17 protein-coding genes and 1 pseudogene are annotated in these 19124 nt (G+C 37.9%); 9 read left to right on the forward strand and 9 right to left on the reverse strand.

The window, feature by feature from the left end; genetic code table 11:
* Window positions 1–185: 185 nt before the first annotated feature.
* The 6 genes from M3600_RS24275 to M3600_RS24300 all read right to left on the reverse strand — a co-directional run bounded on the left by M3600_RS24275 (window position 186) and on the right by M3600_RS24300 (window position 4705).
* On the reverse strand, window positions 186–824 hold the full coding sequence (locus M3600_RS24275) for a nitroreductase family protein (RefSeq protein WP_233315502.1): 639 nt from the start codon (window positions 822–824) through the stop codon (window positions 186–188).
* Between the two features lie 294 nt (window positions 825–1118).
* Complete coding sequence (locus M3600_RS24280; protein ID WP_311315969.1) at window positions 1119–1379, reverse strand: AzlD domain-containing protein; 261 nt, start codon at window positions 1377–1379, stop codon at window positions 1119–1121.
* A 73-nt stretch (window positions 1380–1452) separates the two neighbouring features.
* On the reverse strand, window positions 1453–2184 hold the full coding sequence (locus tag M3600_RS24285) for an AzlC family ABC transporter permease (RefSeq protein WP_251647892.1): 732 nt from the start codon (window positions 2182–2184) through the stop codon (window positions 1453–1455).
* 76 nt (window positions 2185–2260) lie between these two features.
* Window positions 2261–3070, reverse strand: coding sequence for a TrmB family transcriptional regulator (locus tag M3600_RS24290; protein WP_251647940.1), 810 nt, complete (start codon window positions 3068–3070; stop codon window positions 2261–2263).
* Between the two features lie 192 nt (window positions 3071–3262).
* Window positions 3263–4060 carry a MerR family transcriptional regulator gene (locus M3600_RS24295; RefSeq protein ID WP_233315499.1) on the reverse strand — a complete coding sequence of 266 codons (798 nt, stop codon included), beginning with the start codon at window positions 4058–4060 and terminating at the stop codon, window positions 3263–3265.
* A 51-nt stretch (window positions 4061–4111) separates the two neighbouring features.
* Entirely contained in the window at window positions 4112–4705 is a 594-nt protein-coding gene (locus M3600_RS24300; protein ID WP_233315498.1) for a GNAT family N-acetyltransferase, read from the reverse strand.
* Between the two features lie 397 nt (window positions 4706–5102).
* On the opposite strand from M3600_RS24300, the gene hutP reads away from it, so the two are divergent.
* The 6 genes from hutP to M3600_RS24330 all read left to right on the forward strand — a co-directional run bounded on the left by hutP (window position 5103) and on the right by M3600_RS24330 (window position 12858).
* On the forward strand, window positions 5103–5531 hold the full coding sequence (gene hutP, locus M3600_RS24305) for a histidine utilization transcription antiterminator HutP (protein WP_233315659.1): 429 nt from the start codon (window positions 5103–5105) through the stop codon (window positions 5529–5531).
* Window positions 5532–5739: 208 nt separating this feature from the next.
* Window positions 5740–7251, forward strand: a complete 1512-nt coding sequence (gene hutH / locus M3600_RS24310; RefSeq protein WP_251647894.1) for a histidine ammonia-lyase — start codon at window positions 5740–5742, stop codon at window positions 7249–7251.
* A gap of 64 nt (window positions 7252–7315) precedes the next feature.
* Window positions 7316–8974, forward strand: a complete 1659-nt coding sequence (gene hutU, locus M3600_RS24315) for a urocanate hydratase (protein ID WP_251647896.1) — start codon at window positions 7316–7318, stop codon at window positions 8972–8974.
* A 14-nt stretch (window positions 8975–8988) separates the two neighbouring features.
* Complete coding sequence (hutI, locus tag M3600_RS24320) at window positions 8989–10263, forward strand: imidazolonepropionase (RefSeq protein ID WP_251647898.1); 1275 nt, start codon at window positions 8989–8991, stop codon at window positions 10261–10263.
* Complete coding sequence (locus tag M3600_RS24325) at window positions 10260–11519, forward strand: Zn-dependent hydrolase (protein ID WP_251647900.1); 1260 nt, start codon at window positions 10260–10262, stop codon at window positions 11517–11519. The genes hutI and M3600_RS24325 overlap by 4 nt, the downstream gene beginning before the upstream one ends.
* A gap of 13 nt (window positions 11520–11532) precedes the next feature.
* A complete protein-coding gene (locus M3600_RS24330; RefSeq protein ID WP_251647902.1) occupies window positions 11533–12858 on the forward strand; it encodes an amidohydrolase family protein in 1326 nt (441 codons plus the stop codon).
* Between the two features lie 607 nt (window positions 12859–13465).
* Here M3600_RS24330 and M3600_RS24335 read toward each other — a convergent pair.
* Window positions 13466–14631 (reverse strand): annotated as a pseudogene (locus M3600_RS24335) (RNA-guided endonuclease InsQ/TnpB family protein).
* 758 nt (window positions 14632–15389) lie between these two features.
* Between M3600_RS24335 and M3600_RS24340 the strand changes: the two are divergent.
* Together M3600_RS24340 and M3600_RS24345 are read left to right on the forward strand one after the other, a co-directional pair.
* The gene (locus M3600_RS24340; protein ID WP_233315491.1) at window positions 15390–16160 is read left to right on the forward strand and encodes a TerC family protein; all 771 of its coding nucleotides are present in this window, start codon (window positions 15390–15392) and stop codon (window positions 16158–16160) included.
* A gap of 112 nt (window positions 16161–16272) precedes the next feature.
* Window positions 16273–17499, forward strand: coding sequence for a TolB family protein (locus M3600_RS24345; protein WP_251647904.1), 1227 nt, complete (start codon window positions 16273–16275; stop codon window positions 17497–17499).
* A 43-nt stretch (window positions 17500–17542) separates the two neighbouring features.
* Here M3600_RS24345 and M3600_RS24350 read toward each other — a convergent pair whose 3' ends face one another.
* Entirely contained in the window at window positions 17543–18178 is a 636-nt protein-coding gene (locus M3600_RS24350) for a YczE/YyaS/YitT family protein (protein ID WP_251647906.1), read from the reverse strand.
* Between the two features lie 126 nt (window positions 18179–18304).
* On the opposite strand from M3600_RS24350, the gene paiA reads away from it, so the two are divergent.
* Entirely contained in the window at window positions 18305–18820 is a 516-nt protein-coding gene (gene paiA / locus M3600_RS24355; RefSeq protein ID WP_251647908.1) for a spermidine/spermine N(1)-acetyltransferase, read from the forward strand.
* 55 nt (window positions 18821–18875) lie between these two features.
* Here paiA and M3600_RS29105 read toward each other — a convergent pair whose 3' ends face one another.
* A complete protein-coding gene (locus tag M3600_RS29105; protein WP_285854843.1) occupies window positions 18876–18998 on the reverse strand; it encodes a hypothetical protein in 123 nt (40 codons plus the stop codon).
* Between the last annotated feature and the right edge of the window lie 126 nt (window positions 18999–19124).

Genomic DNA, 19124 nt, shown 5'->3' on the forward strand with positions numbered 1-19124 from the left:
AATCCTATTACTCATAAAAAATCTCCAGTCCCATGTTGTTTTTTCTCTAGTTGTGTTTCTTTATTATACAAAAAAGCACCCTATAGGTAGACTTTTTTTAGTGTCTACTCTATAGGGTACATTTTAAGATTGTCCCTGGTTCTTTTCTTCCTAGTATTCTTTAAAGTAAATGTAAAAACTAGTTATTATCTCCATTCTGTTGTTGTTTCAACAGGGAGGCGGTATGATTCGAAACCTTCATGTGCTGCTTTACCGATAGTCAGAAGCATAATTGGAATATAGCGGTCTTTCTCAAGGCCGAAGCTTTCAGCAATTTGATCTTTTTCATATCCGCCGATAGGGTTTGTATCATATCCGTAAGCACGTGCCACCAGCATTAATTGCATAGAAACAAGACCAGCATCTAGCATAATAGTATCCTTCATGACTTCCTCGGACATATTTTCATAATATGGTGTAAAAGCATTCAATTGAGCGTCTTTTACTTCTTGAGGCATTAGGCCAAGCTCAACAGCCTTGCTGTAGATTTCCTCCGCATAATCAAAGTTCTTCTTGTCACCGAACACAGCGATAACAGCAGAAGAGCTCAAAACTTTATCTTTGTTAAAGCGTGATAGAGGAGCTAGTTTAGCTTTTCCTTCTTCACTGTCAATAACTACAAAGCGCCATGGCTGCATATTAATAGAAGATGGAGCTTTAGAAGCTTGTGTTAAGATTTCACTCATCTCTTCACGACTGATTTTAACAGTAGGGTCATACACCTTAATAGAACGGCGTCCGTATACAATCTCATTGAAATCATTTATTTTTTGAAATTTACTCATAGTAAACAGTCTCCTTTATAATTAAAGTTATTTATTGACGTATCAATATTTGACATATCAACTATTGATACGTCAAATAATAATATATTTTTACGGAAAATGCAAGTCATAAGTTTAGGGAATTCTTTTTTTAGAGATTTTGTCTATATTTTAGTTGGAGGATAGGGGAGTACATTTTTAAACATTCATGCATAGAAAAGGAAGATGGCATTTACCGATGAGAACGGTACAAATTTTCTAAGATAGCTTAAAGGTAATAGTTGCACCTAAAAAAGGTGCAATTATTATATTCTTTCATATTGAAAATCCAGCAAGTAACCATCTCATTAATACAAACGCAATAACTCCAGCAACAACTGTCCATAATAAACTGCGAGTCTTAATGGCAATAAGAGCTGTTATAATGGCTGCTGGCAGCTCCTCGTTTAGCATTATCTGTACTTTGTTATCTTCCATAAATAATTCCTGTCCAATTATAGCGGCGAGTATGGCAATAGGCACAAAATGCAGCCAGGTTTGAACGTTATCTGACAGCTTTAATCGGCTGAGTACCATTATAGGCACAACTCTTGGTATAAAGGTTACGATAGCTCCTCCATTCCAATTACAATTAAAAGTACAGCAGCGTTTATTTCCATTTGGTCATCACCATCCCGATAGTGGCTGCTAAAATAGTGGCAATGATAATGCTTAAACTGCCTGAGAGCCACCGTGAACACACTATTATCATTATTGTTGCTATTATGCTGACAAGTATGTCAATACGCACAGTTTTTCTGACTGAAATGGATATAGCTAATAAACCAATAAAAACAGCTGGCAACGCAAATTCCAGACCAAGTGCATCAGGATTTGTTATCCACTTTGCAAAGTAAGCACCTGCCAAATTAGCAATTAGCCAATTTACATACGCTGTTATATTAAGACCGTGCATCCATTTTTCACTTATATTGTTCTTTTCTGCACTTTTTTGGATAGCCACACCGAAAGTTTCATCTGTTAACACTGCCCCAATTAACATATTACGAAAAGGGGACAAATGCTGAAAATAAGGTGATAGAGCAGCACTTAGAAGTAAGTGACGTATATTAACAAAGAAAATCGTTGTGATTACAACAAGTGGAGTACTGATAAGATACATACTAGCCACAATAAACTGAGCGGAGCCTGAATAAACAAATAAGGTTAGTAATATTATTTCAGCAATGCTGAGTCCTGCTGTTTTTTGCACGATTCCACAGGCAAAGCCAATGCTTAAGTAAGCTAATAATGTTGGTATACATGCTTTGACTCCTTGTAAGAATGTTTCCTCTGATCCTTTTTTCATTACTATGCTGTAGTTGGGACTGTCAAGCTGCATAGGTAAAGCTCCTTTCTTCAGTAGAGGTTATAAAACTAACTACTAATAAAAATTGCTAATAAAACGGTTCAAACAATTATTTGAACTGTTTTCCTGTAACAACCCGCAATAAATCTTTATTATCTCTCCAAAGAGCTTCTACTCTTTGTTCGCCAATTTCATTTGTCAATGCTGCAAAAATAATATCATGGCCAATATATTCGAGTGCTACCAATACAAGGGCAGGATCTTGTGTTTTTATAGCCCAGCCTTGGGAAGCTGGGGAACAATTCGCAATAATCACTTCTTCGTTATCACGAGCCACAATGGTCAGCCGGCCGTTTGTACGTTCCTCTGCGACTTTAGGAGACATATAATCATGATGTGTTGTATAGCCAAGCGTTGTGTTTGGCGCACCAAATAAAATGGAGGTGACTGCAACACCTTCTTTTTCTTTCCGTAATACAGCATCCTCAATAGGCGGTATTTGCGGAGCCCATACAGATAGCCAAATTTCTTCTTTTGCTCGTAAAATCAAATTATTCATTTCTGCTAGTACATTTTCATCACCGCTAATCCGGTGGATAGTATCTACCTCTTGTTCACTTTTAAGTGCTGCTAAGTTTTTCTCTAAATAATCAAAAGACTGTTCAAAGTTCTGCCGCAGTCGGGAAATTAAATCTTTTGCTGGCAGCGGCGCATATTGGACAGGTTCAGAAGGAACAATGTACACAGCACCTTTATCAAGCAGTTTTCCAAGCACTTCATAAATCATAGACCGAGGGACACTGGATCGTTTGCTAATCTCATAGCCTGTCATAGGTGAATGCTTTAAAAGGCTGACATATGCTTTACATTCATATTGGGAAAAACCGAGCTTCTGCAATTCTTTAAAGATTTCGTCCAACATAACACGTCCTTTCTTTTACTACTTTAGTAGTTAGGGTAATACTTACGTATATTTATAGTAGTTAGTTTAATACTTACTAATAATAATTTTAAGAATTTTTGTACTTTTATAATAAAAAGAGTGAATAGAATAGGGGAATTGTCAATGAAGCGCAAAAAAGCATGAACAAATCTGTTCATGCACTAAACTTTATATAGGGTCTTTAATCCTTACTTCCATTCTTGTCACATATTCTTCTGTTATATGAGTTTCATGAAAATCAATGAGATACGTTTCAAAAAGGTGGCCATCGGCTGTGTAATTGTTTGTTTTGATATACTCTTTCAGCTTCGTAATATACTGCTGTGTTTTTTTATAATTGCCTTTATAACAAGTAGATGCATATTTTCCTTTAGGTATTATCATTGTATTCGGGTCTGAATCATTTTCGATATAATAAAATACACGGTGATTAATCGAATTAGTTGAAGTTTTAACGTACAGAAAGCTGCCAATCATCTGTTGCTCTAAGTACGGAAGATTGTTTTCGTATTTTTTATACAGCTCTTTCAATGATAAGTCTACATGTTCACCATCAGTATCTTTATCATTACTGGCAATCACATATCTGTCAGGGTACTCAATCACCTGACATTCACCTTCAGACATTTGGGCAGTATGTGTAAATAAATCAATTCTTTCCTCGACGATATGCTGCATTTCTTGCAGTGCAGCTAACTCTTGTTCAAGAAAGTTTTGCTGTTTTTTCAATAAGTTTAAGGTCTTCTCAACCGTGCGTTTCTCTAAATAGTCTTTAATTTCTTCTAATGGTATATTAAATTTCCTTAAATCACGGATGATATTCAGCTGTTGTAAATGTTCATCTGTATAAATACGATAGTTATTTTCGCCTCTGCTAGGGACTACTAAATTAATTTCCTCATAGTAGCGCAAAGTATGTGCACTAATGTCATAAAGATTAGCGATTTCGTTTATTTTCCAATTCATAATTCCGCTCCATAACTGCGCCCATCTCTATTGAAATGGCAATTCTGCAGATTATTTTTGTACTACTGCTGCAGCAGTATTAGATAATGCTTTACATAGATGTTCATAACGATGGCCGCTTAAGACAAGCTCTGCCACCTTTGTATAGCCTATACTTGAATATAACTTTTTTGCTTTAGGGTTGGCAATATCTACATTGAGCCCGATTCTCTTAGAGCCTGCCTTTAACGCCATTTGCTCCATTTCTCTTAGTAACGCAGAACCAATCCCTAACCCTCTGTATGTTGGATTAACAACAATAGAGTCTAAATACCATTCGTCCGGTAATGCCTCTTTATCAACAAATAATTTTTCGTTATTATCATACCCGTTATTTACTAATATTTCCATGAACGGGTCATCAATGACCGGCTCATCAACAGCCTTGTATCCAAAGCATACACCAGCTATTTCTCCATCTAGTTCGTATACAATACCTCTCTTAAAGCCATATCGGTAAACAGGGTCTGCAACTGCTTCTGCTACCATTTCTAATAATGTGTTTTTAGGTATTTTCTTGAGCAATGATAATTCCATGTCCTCGAATATTTCCCATAGTAAGGACGCTATCGCCTTCGCATCCTTCTGTGAAGCTATTCTAATCATTTTTAAACCAACTTTCCATTTATATATATTTATTATTGCCTTAAGTATAAACCTTCTAGTAATTCTAAGGTCAAACACTAATTTGTGAAGTGACAGCTAAATATAAAAAGTGGATGATTCGGAAAATTAAGAAATCCATATTGACACCTATTTGGAGATGTAAGAAAATAGAAATAGATATTTAGTTCAATAAACAGATGTAAGAGAAGTAAGTAAGAGCAAGAAATACAGTGCAGGTTGTGGAATTAGGTACATACATATGAGTCTTAGTTTAGTGTTTAGTTAGTAGAAGGAGACTTGGCAAGAGGAATTTTTTTGTTCTTTCATGCGAGGTTTTTTTGTTGTATACCTAAAATAAACTACAGGGAGGAGGATTGTCTTCGTGAAAAACTACTCAATGGGTAAGTTAACTTCATTGTTAACACTTTTAAATAACAGCAGCAGCGAGCAAACACTAAAAGATGAACTAAGCAGAAGAGGATACCGCTATACTGTTGGTAAAGTAGGAGCAATGGACTTATTTAAAGTTATTGCCGCTATTGAAACGACTGCAAAGTCAAATGAGATAATTGACGGAGACTCCTACAGAGAGGTTCATGCTCTATATCATACTATTTTAGAAGCACTGCAAGGTGTAGGGAGAGGCAATGTTCAATTTGGAGAAATATTGCGGACAGTCGGTTTGACATTTGGTATTGTACGAGGGGAAATTGAAAAGTACGGATATAATGGGGAATGGATATGTGTCTGTATTTTCGGGACAATCGGTGCACCAAAAAAGGGTTTTGAGCATGATGCTTTAGGGCTTGGCTTTAATCATATTTAATAAATAAATATTTACAAAATATTCTGTCTACATATATAATAATGGTATTCAGTTATTAGCCATTTAGCCGATTTTTAATTAGTTTATAAAACCAAATAAATTGTATGCCCATAGTTTATAGTCTATTAGGGGGCTGTATGAAGAATTCATTTTCTTTGTGCAGCCCCTTTTTTATTTAAAAAAAAGCATAAAGAGAGGTTGAAGGATCATGAATATCCTACTTGATGGGAACCATTTGACGTTAAAGGAAATTCAATTAGTATTAGCCAACAAAGCGACGGTAACCATCCATGAAAAAGCTTGGGAAAATGTAAAAAATAGCAGAGCTGTTGTGGAGAAGCTTATTGAGGAGAAAAAAGTTATTTATGGTGTTAACACTGGATTTGGCAAGTTTAGTGATACGGTTATTTCAAATGAAGACTTAGAGCATTTACAAATTAACCTTATTAGAAGTCATGCTTGTGGTGTCGGTAAGGCCTTCTCTGAAGATATATGCAGGTTGATGCTGCTGTTGAGAGCGAATGCTCTGGCGAAAGGCTTCTCAGGAATTCGCCCGGAAACGCTCCAACTGCTGGTTGATTGCTTAAATTTCGGAATCTCTCCTGTCATTCCGAGTCAAGGCTCACTTGGAGCAAGCGGTGATCTTGCACCATTAGCTCATCTGGCCCTCGTCTTAGTTGGGGAGGGAGAGGCTGTTTATCAAGGGGAAAAGCTGGATGGCAAGGAAGCATTAAAGCGTGCTGGCTTAAAACCGATACAGCTTAAAGCGAAAGAAGGGCTTGCTTTAATAAATGGCACGCAAGCCTTAACTTCAGTAGGCGTGATAGCTTATTTAGAAGCACAATCCCTCGCTGTTTTAGCAGACAGAGTAGCTGCCTTGACGTTAGAAGGACTTAGAGGAATAGTCGATGCATTCTCTCCTGAATCCCATCAAGTAAGACCTTATCCAGAGCAGCAGGAAGTAGCGGCACGTATTCTTTCCTATGTAAAAGGCAGTCAATTAACTACAAAGCAGGGAGAGATCCGCGTGCAAGATGCTTACTCTTTACGCTGCATACCACAGGTACATGGTGCTATATGGCAAACATTAAATTATGTACAAGAAAAGCTGATGATTGAAATAAATGCGGCAACAGATAATCCATTGATTTTTGCTGAAAGCGGAAAAGTCATATCAGGAGGGAACTTTCACGGTCAGCCTATCGCATTTGCGATGGATTTCTTAAGTATTGCAACTGCAGAGCTGGCAAATATTTCAGAGAGAAGAATTGAAAGACTCGTAAATCCGCAGTTAAATGATCTGCCAGCCTTTCTAAGTGCTAATCCAGGACTTGAGTCAGGATTAATGATTACCCAATATGTTGCTGCGGCCCTTGTTTCGGAAAATAAAACATTGGCACATCCCTCCAGTGTTGATTCCATCCCGTCGTCTGCAAATCAAGAAGATCATGTCAGCATGGGAGCTACTGCGGCACGCCATGCCTATGAAATCGTGCAAAACACACGGAAAGTGCTTGCAATTGAAGCTATATGTGGTGCACAGGCAGCAGATATTAGAGGTGCTGAAAAACTCTCTCCCCAATCGAAGATATTGCATGAAAAAATTCGTGCAGAGGTGCCATTAATCACTAGCGATCGTATCTTTTCCACAGATATTGAAAACTTAGCACAAGCTATGAAAACACAAGAATGGTCCTTTGCTGCGAAACTATCACTCTAGCTAAGGAATAAAAGTAGAAGATTATCCATCTAATTATATAAATGAGTAGCAGGAGGAATGAAATATGAAACTTGAAAAAAATGCAATTAAAGCGCCGCGGGGAACTGCTTTGAATACGAAAGGCTGGGAGCAGGAAGCTGTTCTCCGAATGTTAATGAATAATTTAGATGCAGAAGTAGCGGAGCATCCAGAAAAACTGGTTGTATATGGAGGGATTGGGAAGGCGGCTAGAAACTGGGAATCCTTTGAACGAATAGTTGCGTCATTAAAAGAGTTAGAAAGCGATGAAACCTTGCTTATTCAATCAGGCAAACCAGTGGCCGTTTTTAAAACACATGAAGCAGCACCCCGTGTTTTATTGGCTAATTCTAATCTTGTGCCGGCTTGGGCAAATTGGGATACCTTCCATGAGCTTGATAAAAAAGGACTGATGATGTATGGCCAAATGACGGCAGGAAGCTGGATTTATATTGGCACACAGGGAATAGTTCAAGGAACGTATGAAACGTTTGCTGAATGCGCGAACCAGCATTTTAATGGAACGTTAAAAGGAACAATTACCGTAACAGCAGGACTTGGTGGAATGGGCGGGGCCCAGCCACTGGCTGTAACAATGGCTGGCGGTGTGTTAATTGGCATTGATGTCGATCGAAGCCGGATTGAAAAGCGAATCGAGACTCGTTATTGTGATGTACTTGCTGAAACATTAGATGAAGCAATTGCACTAGCAAAAGATGCAAAGCATGCGGGCAAACCGCTTTCAATCGGCTTGCTTGGAAATGCAGCTGAAATGCTGCCAGAAATGGTGAAGCGCGGATTTATTCCAGATATCGTTACAGACCAAACATCTGCCCATGATCCACTTAATGGCTATCTGCCAGCTCATTTTTCTTTGGAAGATGGAGAGAGGCTTCGTTCAGAAAATCCAAAAGAGTATGTAAAAAAATCAAAAGCAAGCATGGCTGTACATGTAAAAGCTATGCTGGCAATGGAGGAGCAAGGAGCTGTCGCCTTTGACTATGGTAATAACATTCGTCAAGTTGCCTTTGATGAAGGAGTAGAAAATGCTTTTCACTTTCCAGGATTCGTTCCAGCCTTTATTCGTCCCCAGTTTTGTGAAGGAAAGGGACCATTTCGCTGGGTAGCATTATCAGGCGATCCGGAAGATATTTATAAAACAGATGAAGTTATTTTACGAGAGTTTGCTGATAATGAGCATCTGTGCAATTGGATCAGAATGGCCCGAGAAAAGATAGAATTTCAAGGCCTGCCAGCGCGAATCTGCTGGTTAGGTTATGGAGAGCGGGCCAGATTTGGAAAGATCATTAATGAAATGGTGGCACGCGGGGAATTGTCTGCACCAATTGTAATAGGAAGAGATCATTTAGATGCTGGCTCTGTTGCCTCACCAAACCGGGAAACTGAAGCAATGAAGGATGGCAGTGATGCAGTGGCAGACTGGCCGATATTGAATGCATTGCTCAACACGGCAGCAGGTGCAAGCTGGGTTTCTGTTCACCATGGAGGCGGTGTGGGAATGGGATATTCCCTTCATGCTGGAATGGTTGTTGTTGCAGATGGCACAGAGCATGCTGCCAAGCGCCTTGAAAGAGTGCTGACAACAGATCCTGGAATGGGCGTTGTGCGGCATGTGGATGCAGGCTATGAAGCTGCAATTGAAACGGCAAAGCAAAAAGGTATCCATATTCCAAATCTAAAGTAAAGGTTGAGATACAAGTGACAGATCTTCTTTATATAAAAAAAGCTTCACAAGTAATTACCGTAAGCGGAAGCAGTGAAAAGCCGAAATCTGGAAAAGCAATGGCTGAAATAGGCGTCATTGAAAATGGCAGTGTCGTAATAAGCGGTGACCGCATTGTATATGTCGGTACAGATCAAGCAGCAGAGGAATTTGTTAACACGCAACCTGAGACTGTAACTCTTGTAAGTGGGGAAGGCAAAGTGTTAACTCCAGGGTTGATCGACCCTCATACACATATTGTGTTTGCAGGGAGCCGGGAACAAGAATTGGAAATGCGCTTAAAAGGCGCCAAGTATATGGATATTTTAAAAGCTGGCGGAGGCATTTTAAGCACGACGAAAGCGACAAGAGCAGTTTCTGAAGAAGAACTGATCGCACAGACCATTAAGCGATTAAATCGGTTTTTATTACATGGTGTCACAACATTGGAGGCGAAAAGCGGCTACGGCTTAACCTTAGAAGCTGAATTAAAGCAATTACGGGCAGCCCAAAAGCTAAATAACATACATCCCATTGATTTAGTTTCAACCTTTATGGGCGCACATGCTGTTCCTGCTGAATATAAAGAAAATCCTGACGATTTTGTTCAGCTGATTGTAGAGGAGATGCTCCCTGTCGTTGCTCAAGAAAAACTGGCTGAGTTTTGTGATGTTTTCTGTGAGGAAGGTGTTTTCACAATTGAGCAATCAAAACGTATTCTGGAGGAAGGAAAAAAGCTGGGGTTATTACCAAAGATTCACGCAGATGAAATTGTCTCTTTTGGAGGGGCGGAACTTGCAGCAGAGTTAGGTGCTGTGTCAGCAGATCATTTGTTACGTGCTTCAGAGCAGGGGATAAAGGCAATGGCAGAAAAAGGGGTGATTGCTGTGCTTTTGCCTGGGACTGCCTTTTTCTTAATGACTGAACCAGCCAATGCCCGAGAAATGATAGAAGCAGGCGTGCCAATTGCCCTTTCGACAGATCGGAATCCAGGCTCCTCTCCAACAGAATCATTGCCTTTTATTATGAATTTAGCTTGTTTAACAATGAAGATGACACCAGAAGAAGTGCTGACAGCCTGCACTATTAATGCAGCCCATGCCATTAACAGAGCTGAAGAGATCGGCAGTATTGAAGTAGGCAAAAAAGCAGATTTAGTTTTATTTGATGCTGTTAATTATCAAACACTTCAATACAATTATGCAGTTAATCTCGTAGATACAGTTATTAAAAGCGGCGAAATTGTAGTCAAAGGTGGTGCGATTTGTTGAAAGGAAAGAAACTTTCCATTCATATAGCTCGCTTAATGACAGATATTGATGAGCTCGGCCAGATTGGCATAAATGCTTTAGGTGGTCTTGACAGGACCACCTTTACTCAAAGTGAATTGGCAGCAAGAAATTGGCTGAAAGATCAACTTCATCAAGTGAATTTGATTGTTAAAACGGATCAGGCAGCTAATATTTGGGGCAAGCGTACAGGACAAGAAAAGCTTCCGAGCATTGTTTTCGGCTCACATCTTGATACTGTTCCAAATGGCGGGAAATATGATGGAGCGTTGGGTGTGCTGATTGCGCTTGAAATCATGAGAGTATTTGAAGAAAACGGAATAATGACAAGACATCCGTTACAATTAGTGTCTTTTAGTGCGGAAGAGCCGAACCCTTTTGGATTATCAACATTTGGAAGCAGAGCAGTTACTGGTAAATTAACAACAGAGGAAATTTTAAATGTAGCAGATCCAGCAGGAACTTTACTAACTGATGCCTTACAGGCAGCAGGCGGCGATCTGGATACTTTTGAGAATTGTGTGCTTCAGCCTGAGGAGTTAAGTGCCTATTTAGAAGTGCATATAGAACAAGGCAAAAGATTGCTAAATAGGTCCGTTCCCATCGGGATAGTAACGGCCATTACCGGAATTTATCGTGAGAGCATTACGGTAATTGGCGAGGCGAACCACGCGGGAACGACAATTATGGAAGATAGAAAAGATGCTTTAACTGCCGCTTCGGAGCTTATTTTATCCCTTGAGCGTGCCTGCTTAAATCATCCTTCGAATGAAGTGGTTGGCACAATCGGCAGGATGAACATACTCCCTAATGCGCCAAATATTATCCCTCACAAAGTGTGTATGACTTTAGAGATTAGAGGGAAATTATCTGTAGAAATACAAGATATATTGGCGGCATTTACGACAGAGTGCTTACGAGTGACAGAAAAGCGGTTTGTTCATATAGACAGGAAGGTCTTGCTTAATCAATCGCCTGCAAGTATGGATTCATTCATAATTGATACGATGAAAGAAATTGTGAGTAACTGGGAATATCCTTATTATCTCCTTGGCAGTATGGCGGGTCATGATGCTGCCCATATGGCGAATATAACCAAAAGCGGGATGCTGTTTGTTCCAAGTCTTGGCGGAAAGAGCCATTGTCCAGACGAGGAAAGCCGCTTGGAAGACATTGAAAAAGCAGCAAATACTTTGCTGCATACAATTCTTATGCTAGATCAAAAATTAGACACATAAAGGGGATAATAGATTGAGTGTTTTATATATGGCCAATTCTATTTATATAAATAATCAATTTCAAAAAAATCAAGCAATCTATGTCTTAGATGGAGTCATTAAAGAAATTGGTCCTAAAAATCGCTTATTAGAAAAATACAAAGGCGTTACTGTAATTGAATGGGAAGGAAAAGCAATTGTGCCTGGCACTGTGAATGCTCATAATCATTCTTTTCAAAGCTTATTAAGAGGAATTGCTGTAGATCGCCCATTTCTAGAATGGAGAGATCAAGCACTTTACCGTTATACTCCCTTACTAGATGAGGAGGCAATTTATACAGGTGCCTTATTTGCATTTGGAGAAATGCTGAAATACGGAGTTACGGCAGTAAGTGATTTCTTCTATGTTCATAATGGCGGTACTGCTACAGATGAAGCTGTCATTCAAGCTGCTAAAGATTTAGGTATTCGTCTCGTTTTTGCAAGAACAATGTACGATTGGGAAGGGGCCCCAATAAGTTATCGGGAAACAGTGGGAGAGGCAGTGGACCGGACACGAAAATTAGCGATTAAGTATCAAGGTGATCCCATGGTTTCCATTCATCCTGCACCTCATAGTCCTCATGCAGCTTCTCCTGCAATGATTCAAGCAGGACATCGCCTCGCTAAGGAGCTAGGAACACCCTTTCATATTCACGTGGCAGAAGAAACATTTGAAGTCGATGAAATCCTTGGAAAATACGGCTTGCGTCCAGTTCATTATCTCCATTCACTTGGTGTGGTAGATGAAAGCATGATTGCTATTCATTTAGTGTGGTTAGAAGATAGTGAAATTAAGATATTAGGCCAAAAAAACGCAAGGCTTGCGTATTGCCCATCCAGCAATATGTTTTTATCAGATGGAGTAACAAGAATTCCTGACTTACTGGATGCGGGAGTTCGCATTTCACTCGGATCTGATGGAGCTTGCAGCAATAACCGCATCAGTATTTTTGAAGAAATGAGAATGTGTTCTCTGCTGCAAAAAGTTACACGCCTTGATGGAACATGCATTAATGCTAAAGAAGTATTCGACATGGGCACAAAAGCAGGAGCTGAGATGTTGCAGCTTCCAACTGGAGAGTTGAAAGTAGGCATGAAAGCAGACTTTGTTACATTAGATTTAAATGATTTATCTCTTTCTCCTAAATCTGAACTATTTGCCAATATAGTCTATTCCATGCAGCCAAATGCTATTTCAGATGTTATCGTCGATGGAAAGCTGATAGTAGAAAACGGTCAAATTAAGACAGTTTCAGAAGCGGAAATTGTGAAAAGGGTAGACAGCTTAATGGAAAAATGGCAAAGTATACAAGATTAATAAAAAGATGCAACCAAAAAAATGCTGGTTGCATCTTTTTGTTGAAACAATATAATTCCTAACTCCGTTATAAGTATTGGTAATACAAATAGAGACTTATTCAAGTTTTGTTGGAGATGGAAAGTATGAACAATCAAAACAAATCCAGTTTGATTATTATTTTTTGTTAATCATTCTGCTGTTAATGATAATCAGCACGATAAATATCCAAAGTGCTCAAAAATTTCTGCCATACACAGCAAATTTTGCTGGCCAGCAAGTATTTTGGTACATAGTTGGACTGGTAATGTCGGCTGTCATTTATTATTTTGATTTTGAACAAATAAAAGCAAATGTCTTTTTATGCTTATTTATTAGGAGTATTAATGCTCGTTGCCTTATTTTTTGCTCCTTCGTCGATTGCTCCTGTTATTAAGGGAACGAAAGCCTGGTTTGTGATTGATAAGATTGGCTGCTCCTACAAACATACCCAAATGTGTATAATTCATAGATAATTCTTGCTTCTACGTGTCCCATCTCGCCATTTGCTCGCTACTATGGTTGGTATAACACTCCACAAGCGTAAATTCCCGCCGTATAAGCCAACGGTACATATATACTATCCTCTTTAGGTGAGAACAGTATATGTTGGTGCTTGTTCTAAATTAATAGCTGCATTCTCATCTCTATCCATCGTATGACCGCATCTATCACAAATAAATGTACGCTCCGAAAGGGATAGTTTTAGCTTTTTGGTTTGACATTTAGAACATAACTTACTAGAAGGATAGAATCTATCCACTTCCCGTAATTCAACGCCTAATTTACGGCATGTATGCTTAAGGTTCGTTTTAAATTGATAGAATTTTTGATTGGCTATTACTCGGGAAAAGTGCTTGTTTTTCATCATCCCTTTACATTCAAATTCTCTAATGTGATAAAAAGTGGCTTGGTTTTCGTCACTTCTCTTATAACATAGGCTTGATATGCATTTCGAATGTTGGTTAAGCGTAGATGAATCTTTTGTACTCTCCCAATATTTTTATTTAGATTTTTCCTTTGGTTTGTTGTAGTTTCACCACCTGTTTTTGATAGTTTCTTATAATGTTCATATTTACGAGAAAGAGAACGTTGTTCTCTCTTAAGCTTTTTTTCTATCTTTCTAATACGAACTGATTTGTTTATGTTTTTAAACGTTCTTCCATCACTTAAAATGGCAAAATCCCTCAGACCTAAATCTATCCCTAATCCTTCTGCATTCAACATTTCATGAGTTGGTACTGCTTCTTCTTTGACCAATACAGAAATATAGAACCTGCCTGCTTTTTGTTCAATCGTACAACTTGAGACCGTGCCTTTCGTTGGGATGTAACCTTTCTCTTTCAAAACAACCCAACCAATAGTAGGAATCTTAATTCGATGACGTTCCACTTCTAAATCAGTCTTATTGTTTTTTGGAAAATACACCTTTACATCCTGGCGGTTTTTCTTTTTGAAACGTGGATATTTAGCTTCGCCTTTGAAAAACTTTTTAAAGGCGTTTTCTGCGTTCATAATTACTTTCTTTCTAGCTTTAGAAGATACATTCTTAATCCATGGTTTTTCAAGAGAAAGTTCATTATTCACGTATTTATCAAAATCCATGCCGCTGCAAAATTTTGCATCTTTTTCATATAACTCCTTATTGTAATCAATAAAAGCATTATAAAGAAAGCGACAAACACCGATGGTGTTATTGACTTTATGTATTTGTTTATCGTTCAAGTATATCTCTGTTTTATAAGCTTTCATAATTCCATAATCCATATTTTTAGAGTTTTTAAAGTTGGTTTTTATCATACCATAAAATGATAGATTCATTATCTAATAGTTATTTATACCTATGAGTATAACTTATCACCTTCATACATATTTGTCCATTAATACTGATCCTGTTTATTACTCCTTGCAGCCTGTCGAATTCATGAAGGTATTTTTAATTGTTTTCTTAGCAAAGATCACGGTCAATCATATAATAAGAACACCATTTTATCGAACGATTGCGACAGATATAAAATTAATTGGGAATATATTAGGTGTTACAGAGATTCCCTGTTTATCTTAAAGCAGCCAGATACAGGAACAGCAATGGTTATTGCCTTTGATAATATTGGTATGGGTAACAGGACTTGTGCCGGGCAGTAGCTCTATTTTCGGAACAATACTGTCCTTAACATGAGTATTAAATATCTCTGCTAAAACAAAATACTTTATGTTTGAAGGAAATAAGTATGATTAGCATTGTTATTGGCAGACTAAAACTAACAAAGCATAACTATATGGAATTAAGGGTATACTTTATTGAGTTATCCAAAGAAGATTATTCTCTTATGTATTTTAGTTTGGTGTGGCTGGAGAAAGTTAAAGAAATTTTAAATAAGTTTATAAATAAATACCCTTGTTAAGGAATAAATAAAGTTACAGGGTTATTTGGAAATTTGCAGACTTATTTAATTTTCTTTATTGTCAGCTTAAACCTTTCACATAATACATAATAGAAAGGAGAGAAAAAAATGGAGTCAATATGGTTGGAATATGCTTGGGCATTGTTGATTTTAATTGGCTTAGAAGGGTTGTTATCTGCTGACAATGCATTGGTTCTTGCAGTAATTGCGAAGCATTTACCTGAAGATGAGAAAAAAAGGGCAATAAATTACGGTATAATTATCGCCTTTATTTTTCGATTTGCAGCACTGTTTGCGATATCATTTATTGCAAACGTCTGGCAGGTACAGGCAATCGGTGCCGTTTATCTGCTTTATTTAGGCTTAAAACATATCTTTAAGGCATGGTTTAAGAAAGAAAAGCCGCATACGGAAGTGGAAGAAGAGGCTAAAGGAAAGGGCTTCTTACCTACTGTGGGAAAGATTGCATTAGCAGATTTAGTTTTTGCGATTGATTCCATTTTAGCGGCAGTTGCTCTTGCCCTCGGCCTTCCTGATTCACCGCTTGGTGAGTTCGGCGGTATGGATGGAGGACAGTTTCTCGTTGTTCTTCTTGGTGGGATTGCCGGCCTAGTTTTAATTAAATATGCAGCCACATGGTTTGTACAGCTGCTTGATAAGCGACCTGCATTAGAAACAACAGCATATGTAATTGTAGCTTGGGTCGGTGTCAAGCTTAGCGTAATTACCCTGGCACACGAAGATATTGGTGTACTGGACCATCATTTTCCCCATAGCACTGGCTGGACGTTAATCTTTTATGGAGTATTAGTAGCGGTAGCATTAATCGGCTGGTTTGCGCCAAACAATAAAAATAAGGCTAAGAAAGACCCTGCCTAAAAATCATAAGCTTTATTCCCTTATCCACTTGGGAGTAGAGCTTTTTTAGTGTATTTTATAGCATTAGAAATAATAACTCGGGGCATCTTAGTAGCAGAATGGAGGACTAGTTATGAATTATCGAATGCTCTTATCTCTTTTTGTTATTTTTTTTAGTTTATCTACTGCTGCTGGAGCCGCAGGGGAAGTGCCTTTAACAGCTGCATTTGTGCGAAACAATCAGCTGTGGGTGAAGGAGGGAAGTGAAGAAAGACAGCTCACCTATTCTCAGCATGTATACAACCCTAAATGGTCCTTTGATGGCCGTTTTATTGCGTATATAGATGGGGATGAGCAAGGTGAAAAGTCTGATCTGTATATTTATGATATGGTCAAAAACGAAAGCTATCAACCATATGTGCAAGTGAGTGCAACGGATTACAAATGGTCACCAAATAATAATCAGTTAGCTTATAATGATCAAGGAATATTAAACGTCACTAAAATAAAAAACGGACGGCCTGAAATGTTTGAGAACGTTTCTTTAGGTGTCAGCGGATTTGAATGGTTTCCGAACGGCAAAGAATTTATTGTGTCTTCTCAATCCAATTTATTACCGACAGGTTGGGGCCCCATTGAATTATTTAAAGTTGCAGCTGATGCAAACTTACAACAAGAAAAGATTCATCCCTTTTTTACAATCCTGACTAATAAAGATTTATTTGCAATAACGGCAGAGGAGTTTAAGTGGAGTGATGATGGAAAGTGGCTTAGCTTTCTGGCTATTCCGACAGCATCCTGGTCCAATGACAGTAATTCATTATGTGTTATTACAGCAAAGGGAGAACGTTTTCAAGAGGTCGGCAAAATGCTGAACAATCAGGATTGGTTTAATTGGGCCCCGAATAAAAATCAGCTTGCCTATATTTCTGGTGAAGGAAGATTTCTCGTTGAAAATAAGCGGACAACCATCGCAGAAATGCCTGCTTTTATCGGACAGAAAGTTTATACACCAAAGGGGGATGTTGACTTGGATTTGTCATGGTATTCTCCTGATGTAGTGATTGTTGCTCGTTCTAAGGAAAATAAAGAATGGAAGGAAGGCCCGGTACCTACAATGTATACTAGCCTTTATTCCATTCATTTGAAGTCTAATGACCAAAAGCAATTGACAGCACCTAAAGAAAAGGAACGAGATGATACCCCTCAAGCCGTTAATGGCTATATAACTTGGGTCCGGCATATGGAAAATGAGCAAAATAATGTTTGGATTAGAGAAGGGCTTGAAGGCAAAGATAGTATATGGATTAAAAATGTTGAGTCTGAACCTGTTTTTTATATAGAGAAGCATAAATTATAGCAGCTTGTAAAAAGGCGTGAGTATGGAGAAGTCTCACGTCTTTTTATATGGCCTGCTTTTTATCATGTGTAGACGGATTAGAATCTGCGATAAACCTGTTTAATACTTTTTTCGCTGCTGGCATAAAGTATTGCAGAACAAGTCCTCCTAAACAAACCGTTAGTAACGTACCAATGCCAATTGGTCCACCTAAACTGAATGCAATAATTAAAAATACTAAATAAATAAATGTTCTCGAAAGAAAAATAGTTGTGTTAGTTAGTTCCTGAATAATTAATGTTAACCGATCGACTGGAATTGGAGCGAAGTTTGTGTGTAAATATATGGCGGTTCCAAATCCAATCACAATTAAGCCGCTAATAAAACAAATCAATTGGCTATACCAAATTTCAGGTGTTATTAAACCGTGCAATAAAAACAGCCATAAATCGATGCCAATTCCAGTTATAAAAGCTGTTACCAATCCTAAAGCTTCAGGCTGCTGTCTTTTTAACAAGGAGTTAAATAAAATCAAGATAATTGCTAAGATAAATTCCCAGCTGCCGACAGTTAGCCCTATATTTTGAGATAAGCCAACTAAAAGGGCGTCAAAAGGTGAAGTTCCAAGATTCGATTGAATCGTTAAGGAAATTCCACAGGTTAAAATAAATATCCCTATTACATAAAATACATATTTCACATGATTGCCTCCTTGAGATTTTATTGCAAATGCAACAAAAATACATTATATTTAATATAAGATATCTTTATTGCATTTGCAATAAAATTAGTGGGGCTTATTATAAATAAAAGGAGCAGCATTCAAATGACATTAGAACTTAAAATATGTACAGTTAAAGATTTACAAAAGCTTCGAGAAATCAGTTATGAAACCTTTAATGAAACATTTAAAGACCAAAATTCACCTGAAAATATGAAGAACTACTTAGATAAAGCATTTACTTTAGAGCAGTTAGAGAAAGAGCTGTCCAACATTTCATCCCAATTTTTCTTTCTATATTTAGATAAGGAATTGGCTGGATATTTAAAGGTAAATACGAATGACGCACAAACTGAGGAAATGGGGACTGAGTCACTTGAAATCGAAAGGATTTATATCAAAAGCCGATTTCAAAAAGACGGACTTGGGAAGGTTCTTTTCCAAAAAGCACTTGATATTGCCAGAGAAAACAATAAAAAGAAAATATGGCTTGGCGTCTGGGAAAAAAATGAAAATGCTATAGCCTTTTATAAGAAAATGGGATTTAGGCAAAAGGGAGCTCATTCCTTTTATATGGGTGATGAAGAACAGACTGACTTTATCATGTGTAAAACACTTTAATAAGGCGCAAAAGAGAAATGAACAAGAATAACGTTCATTTCTCTTTTGTAGTCTTTTAACGCTTCAGCACTTTTAGAAAGCAGTCTCTGTATTTTGCTCCTTTCGGCAGCAATCCAACGACAAGATAAACATCATTAATTCCTTGTATAGGGTCATCTAACACCATCTTTGGTTGCATGTGTTTTTCGTCTACGAGAAGGGAAGTACGAACAGCTCTTGCTACTTGTCTTATTATATTAAAAATTATTATATGGTATGGATCTTCCTTTAAGCGGAACGATTATGTCCTGACGGTGTATTGATA

Source organism: Niallia sp. MER 6, from assembly GCF_023714395.1.
GTDB lineage: Bacteria > Bacillota > Bacilli > Bacillales > Cytobacillaceae > Niallia.

Bases quoted from the DNA above. Each gene is read 5' to 3' on its own strand.
- hutP (WP_233315659.1), top strand. From the start codon at position 5,103: ATGGGTAAGTTAACTTCATTGTTAACACTTTTAAATAACAGCAGCAGC.
- paiA (WP_251647908.1), top strand. From the start codon at position 18,305: ATGACATTAGAACTTAAAATATGTACAGTTAAAGATTTACAAAAGCTT.
- M3600_RS24300 (WP_233315498.1), bottom strand. From the start codon at position 4,705: ATGATTAGAATAGCTTCACAGAAGGATGCGAAGGCGATAGCGTCCTTA.
- hutH (WP_251647894.1), top strand. From the start codon at position 5,740: ATGAATATCCTACTTGATGGGAACCATTTGACGTTAAAGGAAATTCAA.
- M3600_RS29105 (WP_285854843.1), bottom strand. From the start codon at position 18,998: ATGCAACCAAAGATGGTGTTAGATGACCCTATACAAGGAATTAATGAT.
- M3600_RS24275 (WP_233315502.1), bottom strand. From the start codon at position 824: ATGAGTAAATTTCAAAAAATAAATGATTTCAATGAGATTGTATACGGA.
- hutU (WP_251647896.1), top strand. From the start codon at position 7,316: ATGAAACTTGAAAAAAATGCAATTAAAGCGCCGCGGGGAACTGCTTTG.
- M3600_RS24340 (WP_233315491.1), top strand. From the start codon at position 15,390: ATGGAGTCAATATGGTTGGAATATGCTTGGGCATTGTTGATTTTAATT.
- M3600_RS24285 (WP_251647892.1), bottom strand. From the start codon at position 2,184: ATGCAGCTTGACAGTCCCAACTACAGCATAGTAATGAAAAAAGGATCA.
- M3600_RS24295 (WP_233315499.1), bottom strand. From the start codon at position 4,060: ATGAATTGGAAAATAAACGAAATCGCTAATCTTTATGACATTAGTGCA.
- M3600_RS24345 (WP_251647904.1), top strand. From the start codon at position 16,273: ATGAATTATCGAATGCTCTTATCTCTTTTTGTTATTTTTTTTAGTTTA.
- M3600_RS24280 (WP_311315969.1), bottom strand. From the start codon at position 1,379: ATGGTACTCAGCCGATTAAAGCTGTCAGATAACGTTCAAACCTGGCTG.